At 57.6% G+C, this 23,705-nt stretch carries 24 protein-coding genes; 8 read left to right on the top strand and 16 right to left on the bottom strand.

Annotated features, from left to right (window positions below; translation table 11 throughout):
• Positions 1 to 340: 340 nt before the first annotated feature.
• Positions 341 to 724 carry a GtrA family protein gene (locus QU667_RS09865; protein WP_304987004.1) on the bottom strand — a complete coding sequence of 128 codons (384 nt, stop codon included), beginning with the start codon at positions 722 to 724 and terminating at the stop codon, positions 341 to 343.
• Between QU667_RS09865 and QU667_RS09860 the strand changes: the two genes are divergently transcribed.
• Positions 723 to 875 (top strand): hypothetical protein, encoded by a 153-nt coding sequence (locus QU667_RS09860; RefSeq protein WP_304987003.1) that lies wholly within the window; start codon positions 723 to 725, stop codon positions 873 to 875. The genes QU667_RS09865 and QU667_RS09860 overlap by 2 nt on opposite strands.
• Entirely contained in the window at positions 847 to 1,881 is a 1,035-nt protein-coding gene (locus QU667_RS09855; RefSeq protein WP_304987002.1) for an FAD:protein FMN transferase, read from the top strand. Before QU667_RS09860 ends, QU667_RS09855 begins: the two co-directional genes overlap by 29 nt.
• A gap of 79 nt (positions 1,882 to 1,960) precedes the next feature.
• Here the strand turns inward: QU667_RS09855 and QU667_RS09850 are convergent, their stop codons facing one another.
• Positions 1,961 to 2,605 (bottom strand): CBS domain-containing protein, encoded by a 645-nt coding sequence (locus QU667_RS09850; protein WP_304987001.1) that lies wholly within the window; start codon positions 2,603 to 2,605, stop codon positions 1,961 to 1,963.
• A gap of 231 nt (positions 2,606 to 2,836) precedes the next feature.
• On the opposite strand from QU667_RS09850, the gene QU667_RS09845 reads away from it, so the two are divergent.
• Entirely contained in the window at positions 2,837 to 4,096 is a 1,260-nt protein-coding gene (locus QU667_RS09845) for a diaminopimelate decarboxylase family protein (protein ID WP_304987000.1), read from the top strand.
• Between the two features lie 56 nt (positions 4,097 to 4,152).
• On the opposite strand, the gene QU667_RS09840 is transcribed toward QU667_RS09845, so the two are convergent.
• The 9 genes from QU667_RS09840 to QU667_RS09800 form a co-directional block, all read right to left on the bottom strand.
• Positions 4,153 to 4,389 (bottom strand): glutaredoxin family protein, encoded by a 237-nt coding sequence (locus QU667_RS09840; RefSeq protein ID WP_304986999.1) that lies wholly within the window; start codon positions 4,387 to 4,389, stop codon positions 4,153 to 4,155.
• 12 nt (positions 4,390 to 4,401) lie between these two features.
• Complete coding sequence (locus QU667_RS09835) at positions 4,402 to 4,632, bottom strand: glutaredoxin family protein (RefSeq protein WP_304986998.1); 231 nt, start codon at positions 4,630 to 4,632, stop codon at positions 4,402 to 4,404.
• A gap of 19 nt (positions 4,633 to 4,651) precedes the next feature.
• Entirely contained in the window at positions 4,652 to 5,584 is a 933-nt protein-coding gene (locus QU667_RS09830; protein ID WP_304986997.1) for an NAD(P)/FAD-dependent oxidoreductase, read from the bottom strand.
• A 333-nt stretch (positions 5,585 to 5,917) separates the two neighbouring features.
• Positions 5,918 to 10,936 carry a TonB-dependent receptor plug domain-containing protein gene (locus QU667_RS09825; RefSeq protein WP_304986996.1) on the bottom strand — a complete coding sequence of 1,673 codons (5,019 nt, stop codon included), beginning with the start codon at positions 10,934 to 10,936 and terminating at the stop codon, positions 5,918 to 5,920.
• 282 nt (positions 10,937 to 11,218) lie between these two features.
• Positions 11,219 to 11,620 carry a tRNA (N6-threonylcarbamoyladenosine(37)-N6)-methyltransferase TrmO gene (tsaA, locus tag QU667_RS09820; RefSeq protein WP_304986995.1) on the bottom strand — a complete coding sequence of 134 codons (402 nt, stop codon included), beginning with the start codon at positions 11,618 to 11,620 and terminating at the stop codon, positions 11,219 to 11,221.
• Positions 11,621 to 11,803: 183 nt separating this feature from the next.
• The gene (locus QU667_RS09815; protein WP_304986994.1) at positions 11,804 to 12,172 is read right to left on the bottom strand and encodes a PBECR3 domain-containing polyvalent protein; all 369 of its coding nucleotides are present in this window, start codon (positions 12,170 to 12,172) and stop codon (positions 11,804 to 11,806) included.
• Positions 12,173 to 12,200: 28 nt separating this feature from the next.
• Positions 12,201 to 13,133 (bottom strand): asparaginase, encoded by a 933-nt coding sequence (locus QU667_RS09810; RefSeq protein ID WP_304986993.1) that lies wholly within the window; start codon positions 13,131 to 13,133, stop codon positions 12,201 to 12,203.
• On the bottom strand, positions 13,130 to 13,492 hold the full coding sequence (locus QU667_RS09805) for a nitrous oxide-stimulated promoter family protein (protein WP_304986992.1): 363 nt from the start codon (positions 13,490 to 13,492) through the stop codon (positions 13,130 to 13,132). The genes QU667_RS09810 and QU667_RS09805 overlap by 4 nt, the downstream gene beginning before the upstream one ends.
• A 26-nt stretch (positions 13,493 to 13,518) precedes the next feature.
• Complete coding sequence (locus QU667_RS09800; protein WP_304986991.1) at positions 13,519 to 14,088, bottom strand: flavodoxin family protein; 570 nt, start codon at positions 14,086 to 14,088, stop codon at positions 13,519 to 13,521.
• Between the two features lie 101 nt (positions 14,089 to 14,189).
• Here QU667_RS09800 and QU667_RS09795 point away from each other — a divergent pair, with 101 nt between their 5' ends.
• The 3 genes from QU667_RS09795 (at position 14,190) to pflA (ending at position 18,511) form a co-directional block, all read left to right on the top strand.
• Positions 14,190 to 15,350, top strand: coding sequence for an MFS transporter (locus QU667_RS09795; protein WP_304986990.1), 1,161 nt, complete (start codon positions 14,190 to 14,192; stop codon positions 15,348 to 15,350).
• 169 nt (positions 15,351 to 15,519) lie between these two features.
• Positions 15,520 to 17,769 (top strand): formate C-acetyltransferase, encoded by a 2,250-nt coding sequence (pflB, locus tag QU667_RS09790; RefSeq protein WP_304986989.1) that lies wholly within the window; start codon positions 15,520 to 15,522, stop codon positions 17,767 to 17,769.
• Positions 17,756 to 18,511 (top strand): pyruvate formate-lyase-activating protein, encoded by a 756-nt coding sequence (gene pflA / locus QU667_RS09785; protein WP_304986988.1) that lies wholly within the window; start codon positions 17,756 to 17,758, stop codon positions 18,509 to 18,511. The genes pflB and pflA overlap by 14 nt, the downstream gene beginning before the upstream one ends.
• 372 nt (positions 18,512 to 18,883) lie before the next feature.
• Here pflA and holA read toward each other — a convergent pair whose 3' ends face one another.
• The 3 genes from holA to QU667_RS09770 are packed head-to-tail and all read right to left on the bottom strand — an operon-like array spanning position 18,884 to position 21,044.
• Positions 18,884 to 19,930 carry a DNA polymerase III subunit delta gene (gene holA / locus QU667_RS09780; protein ID WP_304986987.1) on the bottom strand — a complete coding sequence of 349 codons (1,047 nt, stop codon included), beginning with the start codon at positions 19,928 to 19,930 and terminating at the stop codon, positions 18,884 to 18,886.
• Positions 19,927 to 20,553, bottom strand: a complete 627-nt coding sequence (locus tag QU667_RS09775) for an MBL fold metallo-hydrolase (protein WP_304986986.1) — start codon at positions 20,551 to 20,553, stop codon at positions 19,927 to 19,929. The genes holA and QU667_RS09775 overlap by 4 nt, the downstream gene beginning before the upstream one ends.
• Positions 20,550 to 21,044 carry a GNAT family N-acetyltransferase gene (locus tag QU667_RS09770; RefSeq protein WP_304986985.1) on the bottom strand — a complete coding sequence of 165 codons (495 nt, stop codon included), beginning with the start codon at positions 21,042 to 21,044 and terminating at the stop codon, positions 20,550 to 20,552. Before QU667_RS09770 ends, QU667_RS09775 begins: the two co-directional genes overlap by 4 nt.
• A 112-nt stretch (positions 21,045 to 21,156) precedes the next feature.
• Here QU667_RS09770 and QU667_RS09765 point away from each other — a divergent pair, with 112 nt between their 5' ends.
• Positions 21,157 to 21,588: an EamA family transporter gene (locus QU667_RS09765; protein WP_304986984.1), complete on the top strand. Its 432-nt coding sequence runs from the start codon at positions 21,157 to 21,159 to the stop codon at positions 21,586 to 21,588.
• Between the two features lie 30 nt (positions 21,589 to 21,618).
• Positions 21,619 to 22,833, top strand: coding sequence for a DUF819 family protein (locus tag QU667_RS09760; RefSeq protein WP_304986983.1), 1,215 nt, complete (start codon positions 21,619 to 21,621; stop codon positions 22,831 to 22,833).
• A gap of 64 nt (positions 22,834 to 22,897) precedes the next feature.
• On the opposite strand, the gene nrdG is transcribed toward QU667_RS09760, so the two are convergent.
• The gene (nrdG, locus tag QU667_RS09755) at positions 22,898 to 23,425 is read right to left on the bottom strand and encodes an anaerobic ribonucleoside-triphosphate reductase activating protein (RefSeq protein ID WP_304986982.1); all 528 of its coding nucleotides are present in this window, start codon (positions 23,423 to 23,425) and stop codon (positions 22,898 to 22,900) included.
• A complete protein-coding gene (gene nrdD, locus QU667_RS09750; protein ID WP_304986981.1) occupies positions 23,397 to 23,681 on the bottom strand; it encodes an anaerobic ribonucleoside-triphosphate reductase in 285 nt (94 codons plus the stop codon). Before nrdD ends, nrdG begins: the two co-directional genes overlap by 29 nt.
• Positions 23,682 to 23,705 lie beyond the last annotated feature (24 nt).

Below are 23,705 nucleotides of genomic sequence, written 5' to 3'. Positions count from 1 at the left end.
ATATCTGCTGTCAATGAGCCGTCCATCCTTTTTTTTTAGTGTACCGCATAATTGCAAAAATAGCAAGACAATTTTATCTATTGAAGCAAATTTATAAGAGTGTATTCATTGAGTATATTCTATTATAATAGACAATATCCTCTATTTGATTTCGTTAAATTGCAATTATAGGAAAATAAATAGCAAAGAATCTGTTATTTTATCCGTTCTGTCACAAAAATATGCTGTTTTTGGCAATTTTTGACGCATATGCGCCGCGCGTCTGCACGGAACGTGGAGCGGGGATGAAACTCTGCACGAGGATGTGTTTGCACGGCGCGGCCGTGCGTGTTAGAATGTGTTACGCACCGAGGACGGCGCGGCGTTTGAGGATGTAGTTCCACACCATGACGATGCCGGCGGCGATGAGTTTGGCGATCATGTAGTAAATCCCTGCGAGATCGACGAGCATCCACATGAGGAGCTGATTGAGCCCGAGCCCTGCGATGCTTGAGCCGAAAAAGAGCATCTTCGCGCGTCTTGTCTGCGCGTTTGCGCCGCGAAAGACGCAGACGAGGCAGAGATAGTAGTTGACGAGGACGGAGACGGTGAAGGAGATGCCGGCGGAGATGAGATAGTGGATGCCGCCGTATTCGGTGAGGATGTAGAGCAGTCCGTAGTCGAGAAGGAAGCACGCGCCGCCGACGAGGACGAAGCGGGCGATTTCATAAAGTCTGGGTGACATGGAATACCTCGCATTAGATGAAGCGTTTTTGCGGCGCAAAGCCCTGCGCGAACGTTTTGCTCCACTAGGGGGCGCTTTAGGGCATCGTGCCGCTCCGATTCCCCTCATGGAAAGGAATACATATGATAAAAAGATTCTTCACGTTGTATAAAATTCCTGCTGCCCTTCTTTTCTGCGCCGCGCTTCTTCTCGGTGGATGCGGGGGGGATGTGACGGCGGAGGATACCAAGCTCATGATGGGGACGGTGGCGCATCTTACGGTGCGCACGGATGAGATCGCGTCGCAGGCGGCTCTGCGCGACGGGCTTGCCGTGCTCACGCAGACGGAGCGCGATGCGGACGGGGCGACGCTCGCCGCGATGGAGGCGGCTGCGGGGACGGGGGCGTGGACGGAGGTGTCGCCCGCGCTCTATGAAACGCTGCGCCTTGCACAGGAGGTCGCGCACCGCTCGGGCGGGGCGTTCGATGTGACGGCGGGCGCACTGACGGAACTTTGGGAGCGGGCGCGCGCGGAGAAGCTGCCGCCGTCCGCCGAGGAGATCGCTGCGGCGCGTGCGCGTGTCGGCTGTGCGGCACTTGAACTGCGTGCGGTGGAGGAGGGCGGTCAGACGCGATATGAAGCACGTCTGATGAAAGCGGGGATGAAGATGGATCGCGGTGCGCTCATCAAGGGGCTTGCGCTCGACGGCATCCGCAGCACATGGCAAAACGAGGGCATCACAAACGCGCTTGCCGATCTCGGGACGAGCTCGATCCTCGGCATGGGCGTGAATGCGGAGGGCGCACCGTGGCAGATCGGCATCCGCAATCCGCGCGGGGAGGGGCGTGCGGATCTTCTCACCGTTGTATCGCTCTCCAATGAAGTCCTCTCCTCCTCGGGCGACGATGAGCGGTTCTTCCTCTGCGAGGGACGGCGCTATCATCATCTGATCGACCCGCGCACGGGGAATCCCGCAGAGAGGGGGCTTGCCTCGGCGACCGTCGTGCTGCCGATGGAGGGCGCGGGGGAATGGCAGGGACACATGGGACTGCTCTCGGATATGCTCTCGACGGCGATCTTTGTCCTCGGTGCAGAGGAGGGGCGGAAGCTGCTTGCGGATTTCGCGGGCGCACGCCTTATTTTGGTCGGGACAGATGGACAGCTCATAGAGGAATAAATTTGTTTGCGTAGATATGTATGGAAAGGAAAAGCAGCCGCACACAATGTACGGCTGCTTTTTTGTGGCAATGAGGGGGTCAGCCGATTCGGGTGACGTGGCTGACGGTGAACCCCTTTGCCCAGAGGCGTTTCTTGACCGTGTCCACGTCGTCGATGTCGGCACGGATGATGATTTGATAGGTGCCGTTCGGCTGCGGGAGCGTGACCATGCTGTCGATGTTGATGTCGAGATTGGCAAGGATGGTCGAGATGTCGCGCAGTACCCCCATTTGGTCGGCGACGTCGATGGTAAGGCGCGTCTTGCCGGTGTCGAGACCCATGACGACGGTGAACGCGCGGAAGATGTCTGTGGAGGAGATGATGCCGACGAGGTCGCCTCCCTCGGAGAGGACGGGCAGACCGCCGATCTTCTTGCGCTCCAGGATGAGCGCCGCTTCCTCGATCGTCATTGTGTCCGTGACGGAGATGACGTTCTTCTGCATGACATCCGCGACCTTGATCTTGGCGAGCAGGGTGCGAACCTCATGGCGGTCGGACGTGGTCGCCGACGAGGGCGAGGCGCGCAGGAGATCGCGGTTTGTGAAAAAGCCGACGAGCTTCCCGTCCTCCACAACGGGCAGACGGCGGAAATGCCCCTCGTCCATGAGCTTTTCCGCCTCGTCCATGCCCGCGTCCGGACGGATCGTGACGGGATTCTTGGTCATACAGTCGGCAACAAACATAAATGCATCCTCCTTGCCAATGAAACCGTGATGGAGATATATATGTTTTTCATATTCGCGTTTTCGGTGGATTTTCCTTCTTTTGCGGGGCGGCTCCACGTACGTATTCCACGCAAATGCCCGTGGTGCAAACAGGCGTGGCCGGCTTCGTCAAGGCATCCCTTGTTGACAGCGGTGTTTTTTCGTTGCTATAATGGGACAACTTGTTTGCGGGTTTTGAGGGAGGACATTATGAACGAAAAGACATTTCCGCTCAGCATCGAGGAGACACACGCGCTGATCGAGCGATACCCGACCCCGTTCCACATCTACGACGAGGCGACCATCCGTGCGAATTTCCGCCGTCTGCGCGATGCCTTTGCATGGGCGCCGGGCTTTCGTGAGCACTTCGCCGTGAAGGCGCTGCCGAACCCGCGCATCGTGCAGATCCTCCACGAGGAAGGCGCGGGGACGGACTGCAGCAGCCTCGCCGAACTCCTCATCTCCGAGGCGGCGGGCGTGACGGGCGAGGAGATCATGCTCACCTCGAACGATACCCCCGCCGACGAGTTCCAAAAGGCACGCGACCTCGGCGCGGTCATCAACCTTGACGACATCACGCATCTGGACTATCTGGCAAAGAATGCAGGTCTGCCCGAAGTGCTGAGCTTTCGCTATAACCCGGGCGACCTCATCGAGGGCAACGACATTATCGGCAAGCCGATGGAGGCGAAATACGGGCTGACGCGCCCGCAGCTCTTTGAGGCATATGCGCGTGCGCGGGAGATGGGCGTACAGCACTTCGGGCTGCATACGATGGTGATTTCGGCAGAGCGGCGCACGGGTGCGTTCCTCCTCACGGCGCGGATCATGTTCGAGCTGGCGGTGGAGATGAAGGCGCGGCTCGGCATTCACCCCGCGTTCATCAACCTCGGTGGCGGTTTCGGCATCCCGTACCGCCCCGAGGAAAGCCCCGTCAACTACACCGCCGTCGGCGCGGGCATTCGGCGGCTCTACAACGAGATCCTTGCACCCGTCGGACTGGATGATGTCGCGCTTCGAACGGAGAGCGGGCGTGCCATGACGGGGGATGCGGGCTGGCTCGTCTCCACCGCGATCCATCGGAAGGACACCTATAAACACTACATCGGGCTTGACTCCTGCATGGCGAACCTCATGCGCCCCGCCATGTACGGCGCATATCACCACATCACTGTGCTCGGCAAGGAGAACGCGCCCGCCGACCACATTTATGACATCACGGGCTCGCTCTGTGAGAACAATGACAAATTCGCCATCGACCGCGCCCTCCCGCAGATCGACATCGGCGATGTGGTCATCATCCACGATACGGGCGCACACGGCAGCGCGATGGGGTTCAACTACAACGGCAAACTCCACTGCGCCGAACTCCTGCGCCGCACGGACGGCAGCATCGAACTGATCCGCCGCGCCCAGACGATTGACGATTACTTTGCCACACTGAAATACGATGGCGGGCTGATGCAATAGAAAACGAAAAACGGTGTCTCCACAAGGATGTGTAGAGACACCGTTTTCAAATTCAATTATGTTGTAATCCCGAGAATCTTGTCCAGTTTTGCGCGGTCATAGCTGACAGCGAACTCTTTGCCGTCCACCGTTGTCACGGGAACGATGGTATCGCCCGAGAGACGGCGGCACTCCTCGCGCGCCGCCGCGTCCTGCTCGATGTTGAACTCCTCGTAGGGGATGCCGCGATATTTGAGGTACTTCTTGACCTTGACACACCACGGGCAGACCGTGATGGAGTAGACCTTGACCATAGCCGTTCCTCCTTAGATGCCGAGGAGGCGGTCGATGGCGGGCTGATCGAAGCCGCGCACATACTCGCCGCTGTCCGCGAGAATGACGGGACACGCGCCCTCGCCCGTGAGCTTTACGAGATCATCGTAGGCGGCGGGCTCCTTCTCGATGTCGCGCACCGTGTAGGTGACACCCTTCTTGTCGAGATACTTCTTTGCCTTCGTGCACCACGGGCACGCGTCGAACGAAAAAACCTGAATCATGGGAATGTCCTCCTCTATATCACTTCTTCAAACCTGCAAGATACTTCTCCGCATGGAGCGCGGCGGTTGTGCCGTCGGCGGCGGCGGTTGTGAGCTGATGAATCTCCTTCACGCGGATATCGCCCGCGACAAAGACCCCCGGAATCTCCGTGCGGCAGTTCTCGTCCGCTGCGATGTAGCCCGTCTCCGTGAGCTTCAGCTGCCCTACAAAGAGGTCGGTGTTCGGGAGAACACCGATGTTGACGAAGATGCTGTCCACAGGCAGCGTCTCCGTCTTGCCCGTGTCCTTGTGCATGAGGTCAACGGACGTGAGCCGATCCTCGCCGTTTAGATGCGTGATCTCCGTTTCGAGCATGACCGTCACCTTCGGATTTGCATAGAGCGCATCCTGCGAGGACTTGTCCGCACGCAGCTGTGAGCGGTGGATGAGGTAGAGATGCGATGCGTACTTCGTGAGGAAGTTCGCCGCATCCACCGCCGCATTGCCGCCGCCCATGACCGAGATTACCTTGTCTTGGTACGTGTGGCCGTCGCAGAGTTCACAGTAGTGTACGCCTCGGTTGAAGTAATGCGGCTCCTGCGGCAGCGGCAGCTTGCGGCGGTTCATGCCCGAGGCGATGATAATTACGGGCGTTTCGTAGATGTACGTTTCCGTTTCCACGATCTTCGGCGTGCTCTTCAGGTCGACGCGCTCGATGCGGTCGAACTCGTCGATCTCCGCGCCGAAATTCGTCGCCTGCTTTTCGAGTGTGCCGATCAGCTCCATCCCGCTCACGCGCTCAAAGCCCGGATAGTTCTCGATGTCCGCCGCCGTCGCGATCTGTCCGCCGACGAGCGAGTTCTCAAGCACGAGCGTCCCGAGGTTCATGCGCCCGCAGTAGAGGGCGGCGGTCAGCCCCGCCATGCCCGCACCGATGATGACGACATCCTTTTGAATGTGTTCCTTTGCCATGGACTCATCTCCTTTTGCCCCTCCCTTGCGGAACGGGCGAAAATACATATCTGTCGGAAGGTTTTGCAGTTATATTGACCTTTTGATTTATTATAACACGTCTGTCAAGTAATTTTAGATGTTTATGGATAAAAACTATGAAATAAAGCACAAAAATAGCCCACACTCCACTGTGGACTATCTTTGCTGTGTATTATATTTTAGGAGAGCTTTGGAAACATCCGAGGACATTCCCTAACGAAAGCCTGAATAAAATATAGCACATCTGAGAGTGAAAATCAATAGGCGTTTGAGAAAAATTTTCAGCGAAATGTGGAGTGCGGAAAATTTTTCTTAGAACCGGTAGGTCACCTGCGCACGCGTATAGTTTCCGAGCTTGAACTTCTCTGAGCCGTGGAGTGTGTCGCGGCGGTTCGTGCCCTTCGCGTCGAAGGTGTAGAACAGCTCGACGAGCCAGTTCTCCGCGGGGACGTAGCCGCCGCCGATCGTAAAGCTCTGGATGCCGTCGAGGTAGCGGTCGGGGAGATAGCCCGTGCCGTTGCCGCCGAAGAACGAGCCGTGCTCGAAGTGCTTGTAGTCCACGAATGCGTTCCACGTTCCGGCGATGTCCGTGTCCGCGCGTCCGATGTCGAGGCGAACCGTCCAGAACTTTGGTGCGCTGCCCATGCTGCGTCCCTTCGGGGTGAAGATGTCGGTACGTGCAGGGTGGTCGTACATCGTTACGCCGTTCATGTACTTGCCGAAGCGCGTGAAGTTGTAGCCGTAGTCGAAGGAAGCAGTTGTTTTCCGCCCTACCTGCCACTGTGCGCCAAGAGCAAAGACGTTTGCAAGCTGACGGAAGGTATGCGTGTCATTGCCCCTGCCGTTTGCTATGCACGTCGTGTAGTTTTTGTCGCCGATGGAGCGCAGATACCACGCCGTCACGCCGAGATCGGGGCGCAGCTGCTTGCGGTACTGGATGAAGAGTGCCTTGTCGATCGGCGGGATATTGTCCTTCTCAAGAATTTTCCCCTCTGTTTTGATGAGGTTGCCGACAATATCGCCAAGGGAAGAACGCGGCTGCTTGTTGCCGGACTCTGCATTTTCGACCACCTTTTGCAGTGCCGCCCAATATGCGCCGGCAACGGTGCTCAGCTTTAGCCGTTGAGAGCTTTCAACGTTCGCGTCGATGTTCGTATAGTTGGTCTCGTAGGTGTTCTGTACGAGATTCGACGCATTCTTGTATGTGACCGGGTAGCCGGGCTCTTTTTTGACGATGGAAACAATACGGTTAAAGTGATAGTTTGCTGCGGGCGAAGAATCGGCGTGTCTTGTCCATGTATCGCCGGACTGTGTCCACGTTTTGCCCCCATAACCATCATCGCCAATTGCCGCGCCGTCATGTTTCAGCTGATCCAACTGGTATCTTGCCCACGCCTCTGCAACTTTCGTATAGGCTCCGCTCAGATGGGATTCTCCCATTGCGGTGAGATAGGAGCTGTCAGAGCGCAGTGAGGAGGCGTCGCCTAGGGAGAATGTAAGATCTTTTTTGACTTCTTCCTTTAACTGCTGGATTCTGGCGTTCTCTGCGGGATCGTGCGCGTTGACCTGTGCAAGCGAACTGTTCAGCTCTTGGTCGTCTGAGCCAATGAGTTTTACATATTTTTTGTTGCCGAAATTATCCTCCACCTCATAGATTGTGGTGATGCCCTTACTCGGTGTCAGCGTAAAGGTCTCCTTATTCAGATCTGCCCCGTAAGCCGTCTTGACAATTTTGTGCATACGTCTGAGGATGTCAAGTCCTTTCTCCAGCTTTTGTGCGTCGGTCAGACTGGGATCGTCGGCAACCTCTTTGAGCTGTTGGTAGAACGAGAGGTTTTTGGTCTTTGCCTCATCATTTTCTGCCTTGGCTTTGGCGTAGTCGTCGTTGCCCTGTGCCGTCGTCTGATCCAAGTCATAGGGATCTGTTACATCCTTGTTAATGCCAAGGAACTCCGCAGCTGTCGGCGGACGGTAGAAGGTTCCGTATTTGAGATGTGTATATGCCGTGTCCGCGACACCGGTCGATTGTTTGAACGTACCAAAACCGAGACGCACCTGTGAGCTCTTACCGGTATAGACGCCGCGTACGCCGTCGTACTCGCGCCCGAACCAGTAGCCCGTGACGCCCATCGGCTCCGTGAGACGTCCGAGGGAGAGATCCCATTTCTTCATACGCTGTGTCACGTCAGCCTGTTCAAGGCGTGCCTTGCCGAGCCCCTTGCTGTCCGGCTGACTGTGCGCGGGGTCGATGCCCTGTGTGCCGGAGAGACTGCCGAGGATGCGGACATTCGTATTCTCGCCGACACGTGCATCCGCGCCGACGCGCAGACGCTGCTCAAAGCCGTGCTCATCCGCATCATGCATATTGCGTACAGCTGCCGCACTGACGGAGGAATCCATCGTATAGGTGGACTGCGGTCTGTTCGTGCCGCCGTGCGCCGTCCAACGCCACTGATAGTCGCCGATGAGGGAGACTCCCATCGCCTTGCTCTCGTCGAACGGGCGCATGATGAATTTGCTGAGAAGCGCCGCTTCCTGCTCGCCCATCTCCGTTGCGCCGTTCGTGAGGAGGCTCTTTTTGGGACCTGACGTGTCGAACTTGAAGTTTGCGCCGATGCGGTAGACGCGTTCCTGCGTTGCGCGATCGTCGTCGCGGTGGTTGAAGATGTTGTTCACGCCGACGTAGACCATGGCGTCTTCGCTGAGTTTTTTCTGCACCATGAAGTTCCAGATGCCGAAGGTCTTTTCCTGATACTCCTGCTTCTTGTTCACCGCGAGTGAGCCGTCCAGATAGTCCGTCCAGTAGTTCGCACCGTTTGCAAGGGTGTTGCTGTCGAGCATACGGACGTAGTAGTCCCCCCAGAGCTGTGCGAACCAGCCCGTTTTCTTGTCCTCATAGGAGATGCCGATGTCGATCTTGTGTGTCGGGCGGTCGAGCAGGCGATTCGGCATGAGCGGGTCGCTCTTGTTGAGTGCGTGGAGATAGGTGTAGCCGAGCCGTGCGTTCCAGTGCGGCCCGATCTTCTGCCGCACCTCTGCCTCAAGCCCCGTGATCTCTGCGCGTCCGATGTTCTTGAAGCTGTAGATCAGATCGGGGGCACGCATCCACTTGTCCTCATCTTTTAGCTGCGGTGCAAAGTCTATGACCTTGCCCGTATAGTAGACAGTCATGTAGTCGCGGATGCGGTTGTGGAAGATGCCGACGCGTGCATAGGTATTCTTCGTCTCTCCCTCGACGCTCATATCGAGATTGACGGACTTTTCGGGTCTTAGATTGGGATTGCCTGCCCACCACCAGCCCATCTTTGCCTCGCCGATGCCGACGGGATTGCTGCCGTACATTTCCCAGTTGTACCAGAGCTCGCCCATGCCCGGCTCTGCGTAGCTCGTGCCGACGTTCGTCTTGAAGCGGAGATGCGAATTGCCGCCGACGTTGTGCGTCATGCCGATGCTGCCGGAGAGATTCGTGCCGAAGAGGTTGCTGTGATCGACGCGCAGAATGGGGAAGAGCATCGTATTCTTCGAGATCTGCCATGTATCGCCGACGAAGAAATTCTGCTTGTTGATCGTGCCGCTGCCAACGGTAATGCGCTGGTCGCGCTCCCAATATTCTTCGAGGAACATCTTTCCGTTCAGCGTTGGCGTATATTGGTCGTTCTTATCGGCGCGCTCAATGCCCTTTTTGAAATAATCGCCGACAATGTTGCCGCCCGGATAGCTTGTCCCGCCATGCCGCAGTTTGTACTCGTTCTCAAGTTTGCTCTTAAAGTCGTCGTAGTCAGCCTTTAGATTCGCCCGCGCAATGCTGTGAATATTGTGCGTTCCCACATGGAGTTCATATTCGAATGTTTCATAATTCATCTGATAATCGAGCATACCGTTTTGGAACTGGTACTTTGTAAAATCCTCGTAGGTGATCTTCGGATTGATGCTTCCTGCATCTCCAAAATTATAGTATTCACGTTCCTTATCCCATTCCGGTATGCGGGAACTTCCCGTTTTCCACGCATAGTCATGGATGTGCGACCACACATAGTTTTTGTCGTCTTCCCCACGGGACAGGCGATCCTGTTTGTCCACGAGCAGACTCTTGTCGTAGTCCCACGGATCGATGTGCCGCGTCGTTGTATTCGGGGAGCTTTTGAGACGGCTGCCCTCACCGGACTCGTTTGTAATGCCAAAACCAAAGCTGAGCAGATGCTTGTCACTCAGCTGGGTATTCATCGACGCTTTGAAATCCGTCTGTTTGTGCTCGACATTGTCCACGTAGCGCAGTTCGTTTTTGCCCTCGTAGGCGCTATGTCCTTCATAGTTGATGAGGGACACATCGTTTTCTTTGATATTTGTGGAGTTCAGTTCGACCGTCCAGTCGCTCACATTGTTGTAGCCGCTCCACCCGATGTTATAGGCGTTGCGGTTCGCCTGCCGCTTGAAATGCTGCTGCGGTTCGAGGTCGGAGTCCGAGTGCTTGACATCGCGGATGAGATCCTCGGCATAGTGATCGAGGCGGAACTCAAATGTGTTCCGCGTGTCCGGCTCGTATGTTCCGACAAGACCAACGTTCGCCGTATCGCCATAGTAGCGCAGGGCGTTCGGTTTGAAATTGCGTGTTCCATAGTCGAAGCTCAGTCCGCTTTTCCGCCGTGCGACACTCGCGTATACGGGCATGATCTCGCGCTTGCTGCCCGAGAGTCCGACACGGAACTTGCCCATCTGCCCCGAGTCCGCACGCAGGAAGAAGTTCGAGAACGGCAGACCGTCGTCGTTCTCGGTCTTCAGCCCCTCCCAGTTGAACTGAAGCCCCGGCTCCTTCGTCGCCTTCTTTGTGATGATGTTGACGACCCCGCCGATCGCATCCGAGCCGAACTTCGAGCTTGCCGCTCCCTGGATGATCTCGATGCGCTCGACGTTCTCCGTACCGAGGCGCATAACCTCGTCTGCTGCGCCTGAATACTTTGCAAGATCACCAAGCACGGGCTGCCCGTCCACGAGGATCAGCGTGTGACGCGGCTCTGCGCCACGAATCGAAACACCGACGCGGCCCATCGCATCCACTGTGCGCGAGACACCCGTCTCGCTGAAGATGATGTCCTCGACGGACTTCGCCTGTTTCTTCTCGATGTCCTCCTTGGTGATGATGGTCTTTTGCTGGGACTCCATCTTCGCCTCTTCCTGCGCGGCATCCACCTCAACGTGAATGTCAGCAGTAGAAACACTGCCCCCCCCCTGTGTACCATCGTCCGCCCATGCGGTATAGGCGGGCAGGGCGAGCCATGCCGAGATTGCGTAAGAGAGCAGGCGCAGGGAGCGCTGACTCTTTTTCCGAACCATGTGATCCTCCTTCGTACAGAAACAAACCTGTTCCGATCCATCGGAACTCTGTCATGTGACCGCAAATATATTCATGAAAATCTTTTGATCGCATCGTGCTAAATGAAAAAGATAATCGAGTTTAATTTGCGCATGAGTATTATAATGGTGAATGGGATTCATTACAAGTACCTAAAAAATAATTTTTGAATTTTCTTTTCTGATGAAGCAGGCAAAATGAACTTCATATCAAAAATAAACGCCCCGTTTCGTAAAAAACGGGGCGTTTACCATATATGATTTTTATGATAACGATATAACATCCATCTGCGTATAGGGCTTGATGTCAATGACGGCACTGCCCGAGAGGGCATCCAGTCCCCTCACGCGGAGGGTGCTGCCGCTGCGCTCGATCAGTTCGACGATGCAGAGGGACAGCGGATTCGGACGGCCGGGGGAGCGGCTGGCAAAGACCCCGTGGAGCTCCTTGGCGGCGGGCGGGATGGTCTTGAGGATGTCTCGCTTCGCCAGATGCGCCCAGTAGAGGACGATGAGGTATTGGTTCTGTTCGATCTTTAAGAGGCCGTCCGCGAATGTGGGATGGATCTCGATCTCCGAGATCTCCTCGCTCATGCGTCCCTGCCGAGGGATGTCCGTGAGATTTTTGTAGGCGTTGTGAACGACGCCGATTTCTTGTAGCTGCATGATGTACTCCTTTTTTAAGAGAGAATAAAAATGGAGCTACATCGCTGTAGCCCCACTTCCTGTCCTGAGAATAGGCAGGGTGACATTCCTGCATCTCCGATTCAGGTCATTCGACCATCTGGCGACGGCTGCCCGTTCCGTCCTCTGATCCTCATTTCTTGGTTACAGTATAAAGGTTTTTGCTTATACTGTCAAACGTTTTAATGTGCCTCGTTGGATAAAGTTATGAACCCGATTGGGATTCAATACATAGAGCGTCCGTGCATAGTACCTTCCCGAGAGAGATACCCGAACAGCGACCTTTACATACTCGTGTGCATCAATCTGAAACGCGCGAACATATTCAATTGATTGATCGCTCGGGTTTACGCCAACGTACTCGGGCTCAGTTAGGATTAGACCTATGTACTCTTGATACTTCTGATAGTCTTGTGGGTGCCTTGACTGCATATGTGCTCTGTTTGTTTGCCCCAGATAGATCGGCGTGTTGCCTTGGCACGGGAGTCCCAGTAAATCAATGATCTCTTGGGTAATGTGGGCAATGGGCTGCATATGATTTCACCTCAATATCAGCGATTTCCTAAAGAAGTGTTTTTACCGTCTCCCCCTCGGGGGTTTCTGCAAGACGCTGCATGAGGAGGGGATAAAGTGCCTCGATGGGGAGTGTGCCGCCCGAGAGTGCGCCGAGCTCGGCGGCGCGTACGCCGACCTCGTAGCGCGTGATGTCTGCGCCGTCATAGATGCACTGCGTTGTGAGGACGATGGTGCAGGCACGTGTCCGTGCGCGGTCGAGCGTGGGGAGAAAGCTCTCCTCGGCATCGTCGCCGGGGACGCTGCCGAGCCCATAGCCCTCCAGGATGATGCCGCGATAGCCCGCAGCGATGTGCGCGTCAACGGCGACGGGATTCATGCCGGGGTAGAGCCGCAGGACGGCGACGCGCGTGTCGAGTGCGTCATGCAGGCGAAAGGGGGCGGTCAGTGCGACAGGGGCGGTGAGGTCGATCTCCGTGCGCCCGATGCTGCGAAAGGCATCGTCCGCCAGCGAATGTATCTTCTTCGCCGCATTGCCGTGGATGAGCCGTCCGCCGAATGCGAGGCAGACCCCTGCGAAGCCGCTGCACGCCGCCTCGTATGCGAGGCGCAGATTCCCCTCCGCATCCGAGCCGTCCCTGCCGAGCGGACGCTGCGAACCTGTGAGGACAACGGGACGGTCGATGTGCTCAAGCATATAGTAGAGTGCGGCGGCGGTATATGCCATCGTGTCCGTGCCGTGGGTGATGATAAAGCCGTCGTAGTCCGTGCGGCAGTCTGCAACTTTGCGCGCGATCATCTGCCAGTGGCATGGGGCGATGTTTGTGGAGTCGAGCGAGAGGAGATCGACGACCGCGATTGTGCTGCCTGTCGCACCGATTGCCGTACGCATATCTTCGGCGGTGAGGGCGGGGCGCAGTCCGTGCTCCGTTTCGCGTGCAGCGATTGTGCCGCCCGTGGCGATGAGGAGGATGTTCTTCATGTATGCTGACCTTTCTTTTCGCGACTCCTTAGATCGATCCACATATGCCGGAGGGTCATGATGGGGCGATGGAGGAGCATACGAGGCCCGCTCCAACGCATGACGGCACGGACGCGCTCGCGCATAGCGCGGCTGTAGCAGTGGACGGGGCACGCAGAGCAGAAAGATTTCACGTCCATGCGCGGACAGCGGATGATGCGCTCGCGTGCGTAGTCGAGGAGGCGGCGGCAGTCGGGGCACAGTGTGGGCGCGCCGTCCGCCTCCGCCGTGCGGTGTGCGTGTCCATGACCTCGGCAGTAGAGGGCGATCATCTCCGCCATCACGTCGGCTTCGAGGGTTCGTTTCTTTTCGGTGTTCATATCGACAAATCTTTCGTTTTTTGAAATTATCGAGGAATGCCGGCACGGGCGTGTTTCTTTTCCTCCTGTGCGCGGCGGAATTTGTCGAGGAGGTCGAGTTTGTGCTCCATCTTCTCTACGAATGCACGCGCGGCGGCGCGATCCTCCTCGTTCGGGTGCTCGGCGGCGCGTACCCAACGCTCCTGCGCCTCGGGGCTGTTGTGCGTGTCGTCGGGCTGTGATTTCTTGCGGCGGGCGATGAGCGCGGGGGCGAGTTTTCCCTGCGCGGAGAACGTGCCGAGGATTTCGCAGTCCGCACCGAGCAGATAGGCGGCGCGTGCAAAGGAAGTGACGGCGTGCTCGGAGCCGACATCTGCGCCGTGCGTCTGGAAGAGGATGACGCACGCATCGTTGACCTTGGGCAGGTATGCCTTCATGAGATCGTCGGGGCCGCCGCGCCGCAGCCAGTAGCCGAGCGCGACGACATCGTACGCGGAGAGATCTGTCGGCGCGTCCTGCACGCGGAAGAGCTCGCCGCCCGAAGCGCCCGCAATCTCCTCGGCGATTGCCTTTGTGTTGCCCGTGGTGGATGAATAGATGACCGCCCATTTCCTCATATCGTGAATACTCCTTTACTTTTTCATCTCATTTGTTACAATACATTACATCACATTTTTGGATGGTATGCAAGGATGTTGGTCACAGGAGGATGTCTGTCATGAATACAAACATACGGCACGCGACGGCGCTGCTCTCGACGGGACACGCGATGGTGGATTTCTATGCGAATTTCCTCCCGATCCTCCTGCCGCTGCTCATGCTGAAATTCGATCTGTCGCTGACGATGTGCGGCGTGCTCGTCATGGTCGCGTCGGTGACGACGAATATGCTGCAGCCGATCTTCGGCTACCTCATGGACAAGCGAAACTTCAGCCCGCTGCTCCCGTACATCGTACCTGCCGCAGCCGTCCCGATGTGTATGGTCGGGTTTGCGGGACACACGGCGCTGCTCTTCGTGCTCGTCGCGGTGACGGGCGCGGCGGTCGCGGCGTATCATCCGCTCTCGTCGATGCTCGTCGGACGGACGGCGGCAGAGGGGCGCGGAAATGGCATGATGAGCTACTTCATCGCGGGCGGCAATGCGGGCATGGCATTCGTGCCGCTCGTCCTCGTCGCGTTCCTCGAAAAGCTGTCGCTGAATGCGCTGCCGCTTCTCATTCTGCCTGCGGCACTCATGGCGCTGCTCTTTATCCGCTCGGGACTGTGCGCGGTCTCGTCCCTGCCGGAGCATCCGGCAGCGGAGCGGCCGAAGCTCACCCGTATTCTCTTCGCGCGTACGACGATCACGCTGAATCTCGCGATGGGACTGCGCTGCTGGACGCACGGCGCGTTCGGGACATTCCTGCCCCTGCTCCTCGTCGGAAATGGGGAGGACACGAGCGCGGCGGGGCTGTTCCTCACCATCTTCATGGTCGGTGGCATGATGGGCGGGCTGTTCGGCGGCAATCTTGCGGACAAGTTCACGGGGCGGGGGATCATTGTGACGTTCCTCGTGTTCGGCATCCTACCCTGCGCGTACTACTTTACCCATGTGAGCGCGGATGTGCTCGGCGGCATTGTCCTCTTTGCTGCGGGCTTTGCTCTGATGGCACCGCAGCCGAGCTCGATCATCTGGGCGCAGCAGGCACTTCCCGAAAACGCGGGCATGGCATCGGGGATGATGCTCGGTATGTCGTTCGGGCTTGGCAGTCTCGGCGTGGCGGCGACGGCGGCACTCGGCGATGTCGTCGGTCTTGCCCCCGCCCTCCTCATCTCCGTGCTTGCACTCCCGCTCGCGGCTCTCCTTGCATATATCACGCCGGAGCCGCAGACAAAGTAGGGGAATCACCACATATCAGCATATACATAAATTATATTTCTTATGAAAAATATTGATAGCATTTATTTCGCCCCTCCTATTGAAAAGTGAATTGGATTCAAGTATGATGGGATTGTCGAATGGGGATTTATTCTCAATGGCATTCCATTCACAGAATAGGAGGCATACAATGCTGCAAAGCAAGAGCTGGGACGGTTTTGAGGGGGGCGTCTGGCAGGAGGAGGTCAACGTCCGCGACTTCATCCAACGCAACTATACGCCGTACGATGGCGACGAGAGTTTCCTCGCGCCGCCGACGGATGCGACGAACCGCCTGTGGGCGCGCGTGCAGGAACTCCAGAAGGAGGAACGCGCAAAGGGCGGCGTGCTCGATATGGAGACGGAGGTTGTTTCGGGGCTGACGGCGTACGGTCCGGGCTATATCGACCCCACGATGAAAGACCTCGAAAAGGTGGTCGGTCTCCAGACGGACAAACCGCTGAAGCAGGCATTTATGCCGTACGGCGGCATCCGCATGGCGGAGGAGGCTCTTGAGAACTACGGCTACAAGGTCAGCCCGAAGCTCCACGAGATCTTTACAAAGTACCACAAGACGCACAATCAGGCGGTTTTTGACGCGTACACGGACGAGATCCGCGCGGCGCGCCGCAGTCACATCATCACGGGGCTGCCCGACACGTACGGGCGTGGGCGCATCGTGGGCGACTACCGCCGCGTCGCACTCTACGGCATCGACCACCTCATTGCGTTCAAGCAGGCGGATCTTCTGAACTACGGCGACGGCATCATGAGCAACGATGTCATTCAGCAGCGCGAGGAGGTCGCGGAGCAGATTCGTGCGCTCAAGGGCATGAAGGAGATGGCGGCACTCTACGGCTTCGACATCGCGCAGCCCGCGCAGGATGCGCGTGAGGCGGTGCAGTGGCTGTATTTCGGCTACCTCGCGGCGATCAAGACGCAGAACGGCGCGGCGATGAGCGTCGGGCGCATCTCGACCTTCCTCGACATCTACATCCGGCGCGACCTTGAAAACGGCACGCTCTCCGAGGAGGAGGCGCAGGAGCTCATTGACCATCTCGTACTGAAATTCCGCATGGTGAAGTTCGCACGCATCACGTCCTACAACGAACTGTTCTCGGGCGATCCGATCTGGGCGACGCTTGAGATGGCGGGCATCGGCATGGACGGCCGCCACATGGTCACGAAGAATGACTTCCGCTTCCTCCACACGCTCGAAAACATGGGACCCTCCCCCGAGCCGAACCTCACCGTCCTCTACTCCTCGCGTCTGCCGCAGACGTTCAAGGACTATGCGGCGCGCATCTCCATCCGCACGAGTTCGATCCAGTACGAGAACGACGATGTGATGAAGCCCGCGTGGGGCGACGATTACTCCATCTGCTGCTGCGTCTCGGCGACGCAGACGGGCAAGGAGATGCAGTTCTTCGGTGCGCGTGCGAACCTCGCAAAGTGCCTCCTCTACGCGATCAACGGCGGTATGGACGAGAAGAGCGGCGTGCAGGTCGGCCCTGCGTACCGCCCGATCCGCACGGAGTACCTTGAGTATGACAACGTTATTGTGAAGTATGAGCGGATGATGGACTGGCTCGCGCACGTCTACGTGAACGCGCTGAACATCATCCAGTATATGCATGACAAGTATTACTACGAGGCGGCGGAGATGGCGCTCATTGACACGGATGTGCGCCGCACGTTCGCAACGGGCATCGCGGGCTTCTCACACGTCGTGGACTCGCTGTCCGCGATCAAGTATGCGAAGGTAAAGCCGATCTACAACGACCGCATTGTCGTGGACTACGAGGTGGAGGGCGACTTCCCGCGCTACGGCAACGACGACGACCGCGCGGACGAGATCGCAAAGTGGGTGCTCAAGACCTTCCTCTCGAAGATCAAGGCACGCCACACCTACCGCCACTCCGAGCCGACGACCTCGATCCTCACGATCACATCGAATGTCGTCTATGGCAAGTACACGGGCGCGATGCCGGACGGCCGCAAGGCGTGGACACCGCTCGCGCCGGGCGCAAATCCGAGCTACGGCGCGGAGTGCTGCGGACTGCTCGCCTCGCTCAACTCCGTTGCAAAGCTGCCGTATCACTGGGCGCTCGACGGCATCTCGAACACGCAGAGCATGACACCCGCCTCGCTCGGACACAATGAGGACGAGCGCGTACAGAACCTCGTGAGCGCGATGGACGGCTATTTCGATCAGGGCGCACATCATCTGAACGTGAACGTATTCGGGCGCGAGACACTGGAGCACATCATGGAGCATCCCGAGGATCCCGCGTATGCGAACTTTACCATCCGCGTCTCGGGCTACGCGGTCAAGTTCATCAGCCTGACGCGCGAGCAGCAGGAGGATGTGATTTCGCGTACCTTCCATGCGCATATGTAAGGGCAGAATCAGTGCGACGGAGAGCTTCGGCTCGGTTGACGGCCCCGGCATCCGCTTCATCGTCTTTGTGCAGGGCTGCCGCTATCGCTGCCAGTACTGTCACAACCCCGAGACATGGGAGCGGGAGGGCGGCTATGAGGCGACCCCCGAGGAAATCTTTCGGCAGGCGTGGCGGTACCGCCCATACTGGAAGCAGAAGGGCGGCATCACGGTCAGCGGCGGGGAGCCGCTGCTCCAACTCGCATTCGTGACGGAGCTGTTTCGTCTTGCAAAGGCAAAGGGCGTGAACACCGTCGTCGACACGGCGGGCGAGCCGTTCACCTATGACGAACCGTTTTTTAGCGCGTTTGAAACGTTGCTGCCGCTCAGTGATTTGTTCCTGCTCGATCTGAAGCAAATCGACGATGAAGTACACAGGTCGCTCACAGGCGTATCGAATGCGAGCGCACTTGCGCTTGCTCGCTTTCTCTCGGAGCGCGGCGTGCGGATGTGGATTCGCCATGTGCTCGTGCCGGGATGGACAACGGGGGAGGATGATCTTCGCCGTCTCTCGGACTTTATCGCAGGGCTAAAGACGGTTGACCGCGTGGAGGTGCTGCCCTATCACGCGATGGCACGCCACAAGTATGAGGAGCTGCACCTGCCGTATCGGCTCGGGGACACGCCCGCACCGACGGCGGAGGAGATCGCCCGCGCGGAGGAGATCCTGCGCGTGGGGGACTATACGGGATATTTGAGATAAACGAAAAGAGCGGTACTGCACGGCGCAGCATCGCTCTTTTTGATTTCGTACCTCTGTTTTTCTTTTTACGTTTATGCTATACTGTCTGTGTTGCCACCTCCTATAATGGCACTGAAAGGAGGTGTGATTATGGAGCTTACCATCTCGTTCATCAGCTCTGTTGCGGCAAGTGTAGTGGCTCACTACATTTGCAAATGGTTAGACGGAGATTGATCGGCAACTAGCCTAGGGTTTCAACCTCTTTCCCTGTCCCAAATAAGAGAACCCCCGCAAGTGTCAGTTGCGGGGGTTTTTGTGTAATACCGTGACTATGGATTACACCATCTCGTTCGCTCTGCCTTTATTATAGCACGATGTCTTTTTTTTGCAAGATTATTTTTTACAAAGCCGTATGACGACATCCTCCAACAACTCATCGCCCGCCTGCCCCGTCTTGAGCAGATAGTCGGCATCGGCGAGGGCGAGGACGGCGCGTTCGAGCGTCGCCTCGGAGAATCCCCTTGCGTGTCCCCCGAGTTTTTCGGCGATGAAGGGATGCAGCCCCATGACCTTGCCGAGCCCCTTCGGCGGCGTGCCGCTCATGAGCAGGCGTTTCGCCTGCCAGAGCTGTCGGACATGGCGCACGAGGAGAGCGAGCAGGACGGTGAAGTGTACGCCGTCCGCACGGCAGCGGGCGAGGAGGTCGAGCGCACGGATGACATCGCGTGCACTCACGGCATCCATCAGCGCGAACACGGACACCTCGGGCATCTCGGAGAACGCCGCGCGCAGATCGTCCTCTGTGAACTGGGCGTTGTCTGTGTAGAGCAGCAGCTTTTCCAGCTGACGATCCAGAAACTCAAGCGAAATCGTCGGCATGATGCCGACCACACTTAGAAAAAATGTGCGTGCCTCCCTGTGCATGGAACGCCCCATCTCGCGCAGCCGTCCGTTCAGCCAGTTCTCCACCGTCCACGGGCGCACGGGTTCGCTCTCAAGGACGCGTCCGTATTTTTCGACCGTCTGGTAGAGCTTGCGCCGCTTGTCGGGCTTTGCCGCAAGCGTAAAGATGACATAATTGGTCGGGAGGAGATCGGCGAGGTGTGCAATCAGCGCATCCGTTGACGTATCCTTTGGCGCGGGGGCGTCCGCATCCTGTTCTTTCTTTTTCGTCGCGCGGAAGATTGTCGCATTGCGCACGAGGACAACGGTCTTTTCTGTGAAAATCGGCACCGTTTCGAGAGTTTCTATTAGTACGTCCACGGACGGCATCTCCTCGCAGCGAATGAGCGCGTAGGCACGTTCCTCCGCCACAGGCAGGAGGCGGCGCAGAATCGCCTCCTCCGCACGTCGTATATAGTAGCTCTCCTCACCCGCGAGCAGAAAGACGTGCGGCGGCTCGCCCCTTGTGAGCGATGCCATGAACTCCGCATAGTTCATCGGCGGTAACGCGCCATCTCCGCGCCCACGGTGGTCGGCTCCGTGTGTCCCGAGTAGAGAACGGTCTCGGGCGGCAGGGTGAAGACCTCGCGTGCGATGCTGTCCCAGAGCGTCTGTTCATCGCCGCCCGGGAAGTCCGTGCGGCCGATGCTCGCGAGGAAGATCGTATCGCCGACGAAGGCGACGCCGTCCCGTGCACTGTAGAAGATGCAGGAGTCCGTCGTATGCCCCGGCGTATAGCGCACCTCAAGGCAGCACGCGGGATTTGCCGCAAGGCGTATGATCTCGCGGTCGGCGACGGTCGTCACATCCGAGAGCGTAATTTTCCCGCCGCCCCAGAGCGAGAGGTTCCAGTTCGGGTCACTGTAGTAGCGCGGGCTGTCCTCGGCGGCATAGATGGGCGCACCCGTGCGGATCGAGAACTCCTCCGCGCCGCCGATGTGGTCGAAATGGCAGTGCGTGAGGAGCAGCCGCTCGATGGTCCAGCCCTTTGTCTCCGCGTGCGCGGCAAGGTATTCGCCGTCGGAGCCCGCGTCGATGAGAAAGCCGTGACTTGTTTCATCGTCAATATAGAAAAAAGAATTGGTCGGAATCATATCGCCGACGGTCATACATTCGATCATGCATAGTCTCCTTTACTCCATTCGTAGGCACGGCGGGGCGTACCGTCCCAGACACGCACGATACCGCAGTACACAAAGCCGTTCGTGAGAAATCCGTGCTGCATGGGGTGGTTGTCCGCGTGCGTATCGACGCGCAGGTGATTGTACTGTGTACGTGCGAAGTCCAGCATGGCGCGAAAGACCCCGTGCTCCGTCCCGTCGCTTGCCGCGCGGTGCATTGCCGCATAGGGCGATGGGTCACGCCATGCGCCGTCAATCACGGCATAGCTCGGATCCTCGCCGGGGACGAGGGCAAAGACGGCACAGAGATGCCCCCTCTCGTTTTCCATCCCCCATAATACCTTTTTCTCAATATCTGCGCGTATGATCTCCTCCGGCGGATAGCCGCCGCTCCACTGCGTCAGATTGCCCGAGCGACGCATAAAGGCGCGTGCCGCATCATAGATGCGCAGAATCTCGGGAATATCCTGCACCGTGGCTTGTCGTATCATCACAATCCCTCCATTTCTGTTATTTTACACGATTGCGTAATATTTTTAAAGAAGGGTTTGCGGGGATTGTCAAATAATGCTATACTAAATCACACTTTTGGGGGGGATAGGGATGAGTTCATGGCTCGTCTATGCACTGCTCTCGGCACTGTGTGCGGCATTTGTTTCCATCTTCGGCAAGGTCGGGCTCACGGGGCTGGACAGCAGTGCCGCGACGGCGGTGCGAGCTGCGATTATGGCACTGTTCCTCATGGGGGTGGTTGTCGCTGAGGGGCATACCGCTGATCTGCCGCAGGTGTTCGCCGACCGAAAGGCACTTGCCTTTGTCGCGCTCAGTGGGATTGCAGGAGCTCTTTCGTGGCTCTTCTACTTTATGGCGCTCAAGGATGGCGCGGTCACGCAGGTTGCTCCGATCGACAAGCTGAGCGTCGTCTTTGCCGTTGTACTTGCTGTTATGATCTTTGGCGAAAAGGTCAGCCTCGCGCATGGAATTGCGATTGTGATGATTGCGGCGGGCGGGCTGATTTTGGCGATTGTTCCATAGGGAATCATTGATGAAAGGATTGGAGTTGAAATGGATTCTCTGATTCATCCGGAAAACACATGGGTTCTCATGTCCATCATGATGGCGGCGGTCGCCGCCTCCATTTATCTGGAGTACCGATACCGATGGGCATCGCGCTTTGCGGGCGGGCTGATCGCTCTTGTCATCGCATTGGTGCTGGTCAACGTGGGTATCATTCCATCCTCTGCCCCCATTTATGACGATGCCGTCTTGGGATACTTTGTCCCGCTTGCGGTTCCCCTCCTTCTGCTCCAGACGAACATACGCAGGGTCTGGAACGAAACGGCGCAGATCTTCGCGATTTTTCTCATCGGCGCCATCGGGACGGTTGCGGGTGCGGTGATCGGCTGTGCGCTCCTGCAAAGTTCCATCGAAGGTCTGCCGAAGGTCACGGCGATGATGACCGGATCCTACATCGGCGGCGCGGTAAATTTTACGGAGCTCGCCGATCTGTTCAAGGCCAACGGAACGCTCGTTTCTTCCGCCGTTGTGGCGGACAATTTCAACATGGCGGTCTACTTCCTGATTCTGATCGGGATTGCGGGGAATGCGCTCTTTCGCAGATTCTACGAGCATCCGCTCATTGACGAGGTCGAGAAGAACCGTGTGTCGGAGGAGGGGAAGACCCTCGCAGCGATATACTGGGGGCATCGGGATGTCTCACTCCGTGATCTCGCCATGAGCATTGCCTATGCCGTCGTCGTGGTGACGATTTCGAAGGGGATCGGCGGTGCGTTTGCGACGCTTGTTCCCGCCGATGGCGGAACCCTGTCGAAGATGTGCAGCGTCTTCCTCGGTAGTCAGTATGTCTGGATTACCCTGCTGTCCGTCGTCTTTGCGAGTGCATTTGAAAAACAGGCAAACGCCATGAACGGAGCGCAGGAGATCGGGACGTTCTTCATCTATATGTTTTTCTTCATCATCGGGGTACACGCCTCCATTGTGGAGATCCTGACGAATGCGCCACTTCTTTTCGTATTCTGTTTTATCATGGTTGTTGTCAATATGCTCTTTTGTCTGATCGGCGGGAAGATACTGAACTTCCCGTTGGAGGACATCATCATCGCCTCCAATGCGAACATCGGCGGCCCTACAACGGCAGCGGGAATGGCGATTTCACAGGGATGGACGAGCCTCGTCGGGCCTGCGATGCTCGTCGGCACGTTCGGCTATGCGATTGGGACGTACATCGGCATCATCGTTGGCAGTATGGTCGGGGCATGAACGTCGCTTGCCCACTCCACGATACGAATAAAACAGGGAATCGGTTTTGTGCCGATTCCCTGTTTTATTCGTCTGCATATCGTAGTGTAAGCTGACCCGTTGCGCGTGTTGCAGCGAGGTCGATCACGCGCTGATTGCGTGAGCCGCGAAAGTGTAGCGTGAGATCACGCTCCTCGGCGCGGTAGTCGCCGTCGACGAGGACATCCAGTTCACCGAGCAGGGCATCTACCGCAGGATTTTTCTGCGCCCGCAGTTCCTCAAGCGTGTAGCCCGTGTAGCTCCACACATCAAGACCGCGTTCGTGCGCCCCACGTGCGAGCGGAAGCAGCGCCGCCGGCTGTAAGAAGGGCTCGCCGCCACTGAGGGTGAGCCCCGTCAGGAGCGGATTCTCGTCGAGCTCGGCGAGTACCGCCCCGACGGTCGTCATGCGTCCGCCGACGAGCGGCTGTGTGTCCGGGTTGTGACAGCCGGGGCAGCGGCGCGGACAGCCCTGTGTAAAGACCGTCAGCCGTATGCCCTCGCCGTCCACGATGGAGTCCCGCGCGATCCCCGAGATGCGGATCTCAGTGGAGTCCGTGCTTGACACGCTCATGCTCCTCGGCCTGTTTGGCGTTGTTCCAACGATCCGTGGTGCCGACGAGGTAGCCCGTGATGCGGCGCACGCGCTCGAACTTGGGCTGGCGCATCTCGTAGCCGAGGGTGACGCGCCCGTCGTCCGTCCCCGTGATGGAGAGACGATCCAGCTTTTCGTTGGTCTGTCCCTCAATGTACGCAATGTAGTTTTCAACCTCGTGCGGGGTGATGTCCGAGAGGCCGTTCACGGTGACGTTAATATCGTTGACAATCATGCTTCATTCTCCTTTTTTGCGCGC

Origin of the sequence: Selenomonas dianae (assembly GCF_030644225.1) — a bacterium.
Taxonomy (GTDB): domain Bacteria; phylum Bacillota; class Negativicutes; order Selenomonadales; family Selenomonadaceae; genus Centipeda; species Centipeda dianae.
The sequence above is the reverse complement of the archived record's forward strand: the minus strand, read 5'-3'. Positions and strand labels throughout refer to the sequence as shown.

Excerpts from the sequence above, each read along its gene's own strand:
- QU667_RS09860 (WP_304987003.1), top strand. The coding sequence starts at position 723 with ATGGAATACCTCGCATTAGATGAAGCGTTTTTGCGGCGCAAAGCCCTG.
- QU667_RS09865 (WP_304987004.1), bottom strand. The coding sequence starts at position 724 with ATGTCACCCAGACTTTATGAAATCGCCCGCTTCGTCCTCGTCGGCGGC.
- QU667_RS09855 (WP_304987002.1), top strand. The coding sequence starts at position 847 with ATGATAAAAAGATTCTTCACGTTGTATAAAATTCCTGCTGCCCTTCTT.
- QU667_RS09850 (WP_304987001.1), bottom strand. The coding sequence starts at position 2,605 with ATGTTTGTTGCCGACTGTATGACCAAGAATCCCGTCACGATCCGTCCG.
- QU667_RS09845 (WP_304987000.1), top strand. The coding sequence starts at position 2,837 with ATGAACGAAAAGACATTTCCGCTCAGCATCGAGGAGACACACGCGCTG.
- QU667_RS09840 (WP_304986999.1), bottom strand. The coding sequence starts at position 4,389 with ATGGTCAAGGTCTACTCCATCACGGTCTGCCCGTGGTGTGTCAAGGTC.
- QU667_RS09835 (WP_304986998.1), bottom strand. The coding sequence starts at position 4,632 with ATGATTCAGGTTTTTTCGTTCGACGCGTGCCCGTGGTGCACGAAGGCA.
- QU667_RS09830 (WP_304986997.1), bottom strand. The coding sequence starts at position 5,584 with ATGGCAAAGGAACACATTCAAAAGGATGTCGTCATCATCGGTGCGGGC.
- QU667_RS09825 (WP_304986996.1), bottom strand. The coding sequence starts at position 10,936 with ATGGTTCGGAAAAAGAGTCAGCGCTCCCTGCGCCTGCTCTCTTACGCA.
- tsaA (WP_304986995.1), bottom strand. The coding sequence starts at position 11,620 with ATGCAGCTACAAGAAATCGGCGTCGTTCACAACGCCTACAAAAATCTC.
- QU667_RS09815 (WP_304986994.1), bottom strand. The coding sequence starts at position 12,172 with ATGCAGCCCATTGCCCACATTACCCAAGAGATCATTGATTTACTGGGA.
- QU667_RS09810 (WP_304986993.1), bottom strand. The coding sequence starts at position 13,133 with ATGAAGAACATCCTCCTCATCGCCACGGGCGGCACAATCGCTGCACGC.
- QU667_RS09805 (WP_304986992.1), bottom strand. The coding sequence starts at position 13,492 with ATGAACACCGAAAAGAAACGAACCCTCGAAGCCGACGTGATGGCGGAG.
- QU667_RS09800 (WP_304986991.1), bottom strand. The coding sequence starts at position 14,088 with ATGAGGAAATGGGCGGTCATCTATTCATCCACCACGGGCAACACAAAG.
- QU667_RS09795 (WP_304986990.1), top strand. The coding sequence starts at position 14,190 with ATGAATACAAACATACGGCACGCGACGGCGCTGCTCTCGACGGGACAC.
- pflB (WP_304986989.1), top strand. The coding sequence starts at position 15,520 with ATGCTGCAAAGCAAGAGCTGGGACGGTTTTGAGGGGGGCGTCTGGCAG.
- pflA (WP_304986988.1), top strand. The coding sequence starts at position 17,756 with ATGCGCATATGTAAGGGCAGAATCAGTGCGACGGAGAGCTTCGGCTCG.
- holA (WP_304986987.1), bottom strand. The coding sequence starts at position 19,930 with ATGAACTATGCGGAGTTCATGGCATCGCTCACAAGGGGCGAGCCGCCG.
- QU667_RS09775 (WP_304986986.1), bottom strand. The coding sequence starts at position 20,553 with ATGATCGAATGTATGACCGTCGGCGATATGATTCCGACCAATTCTTTT.
- QU667_RS09770 (WP_304986985.1), bottom strand. The coding sequence starts at position 21,044 with ATGATACGACAAGCCACGGTGCAGGATATTCCCGAGATTCTGCGCATC.
- QU667_RS09765 (WP_304986984.1), top strand. The coding sequence starts at position 21,157 with ATGAGTTCATGGCTCGTCTATGCACTGCTCTCGGCACTGTGTGCGGCA.
- QU667_RS09760 (WP_304986983.1), top strand. The coding sequence starts at position 21,619 with ATGGATTCTCTGATTCATCCGGAAAACACATGGGTTCTCATGTCCATC.
- nrdG (WP_304986982.1), bottom strand. The coding sequence starts at position 23,425 with ATGAGCGTGTCAAGCACGGACTCCACTGAGATCCGCATCTCGGGGATC.
- nrdD (WP_304986981.1), bottom strand. The coding sequence starts at position 23,681 with ATGATTGTCAACGATATTAACGTCACCGTGAACGGCCTCTCGGACATC.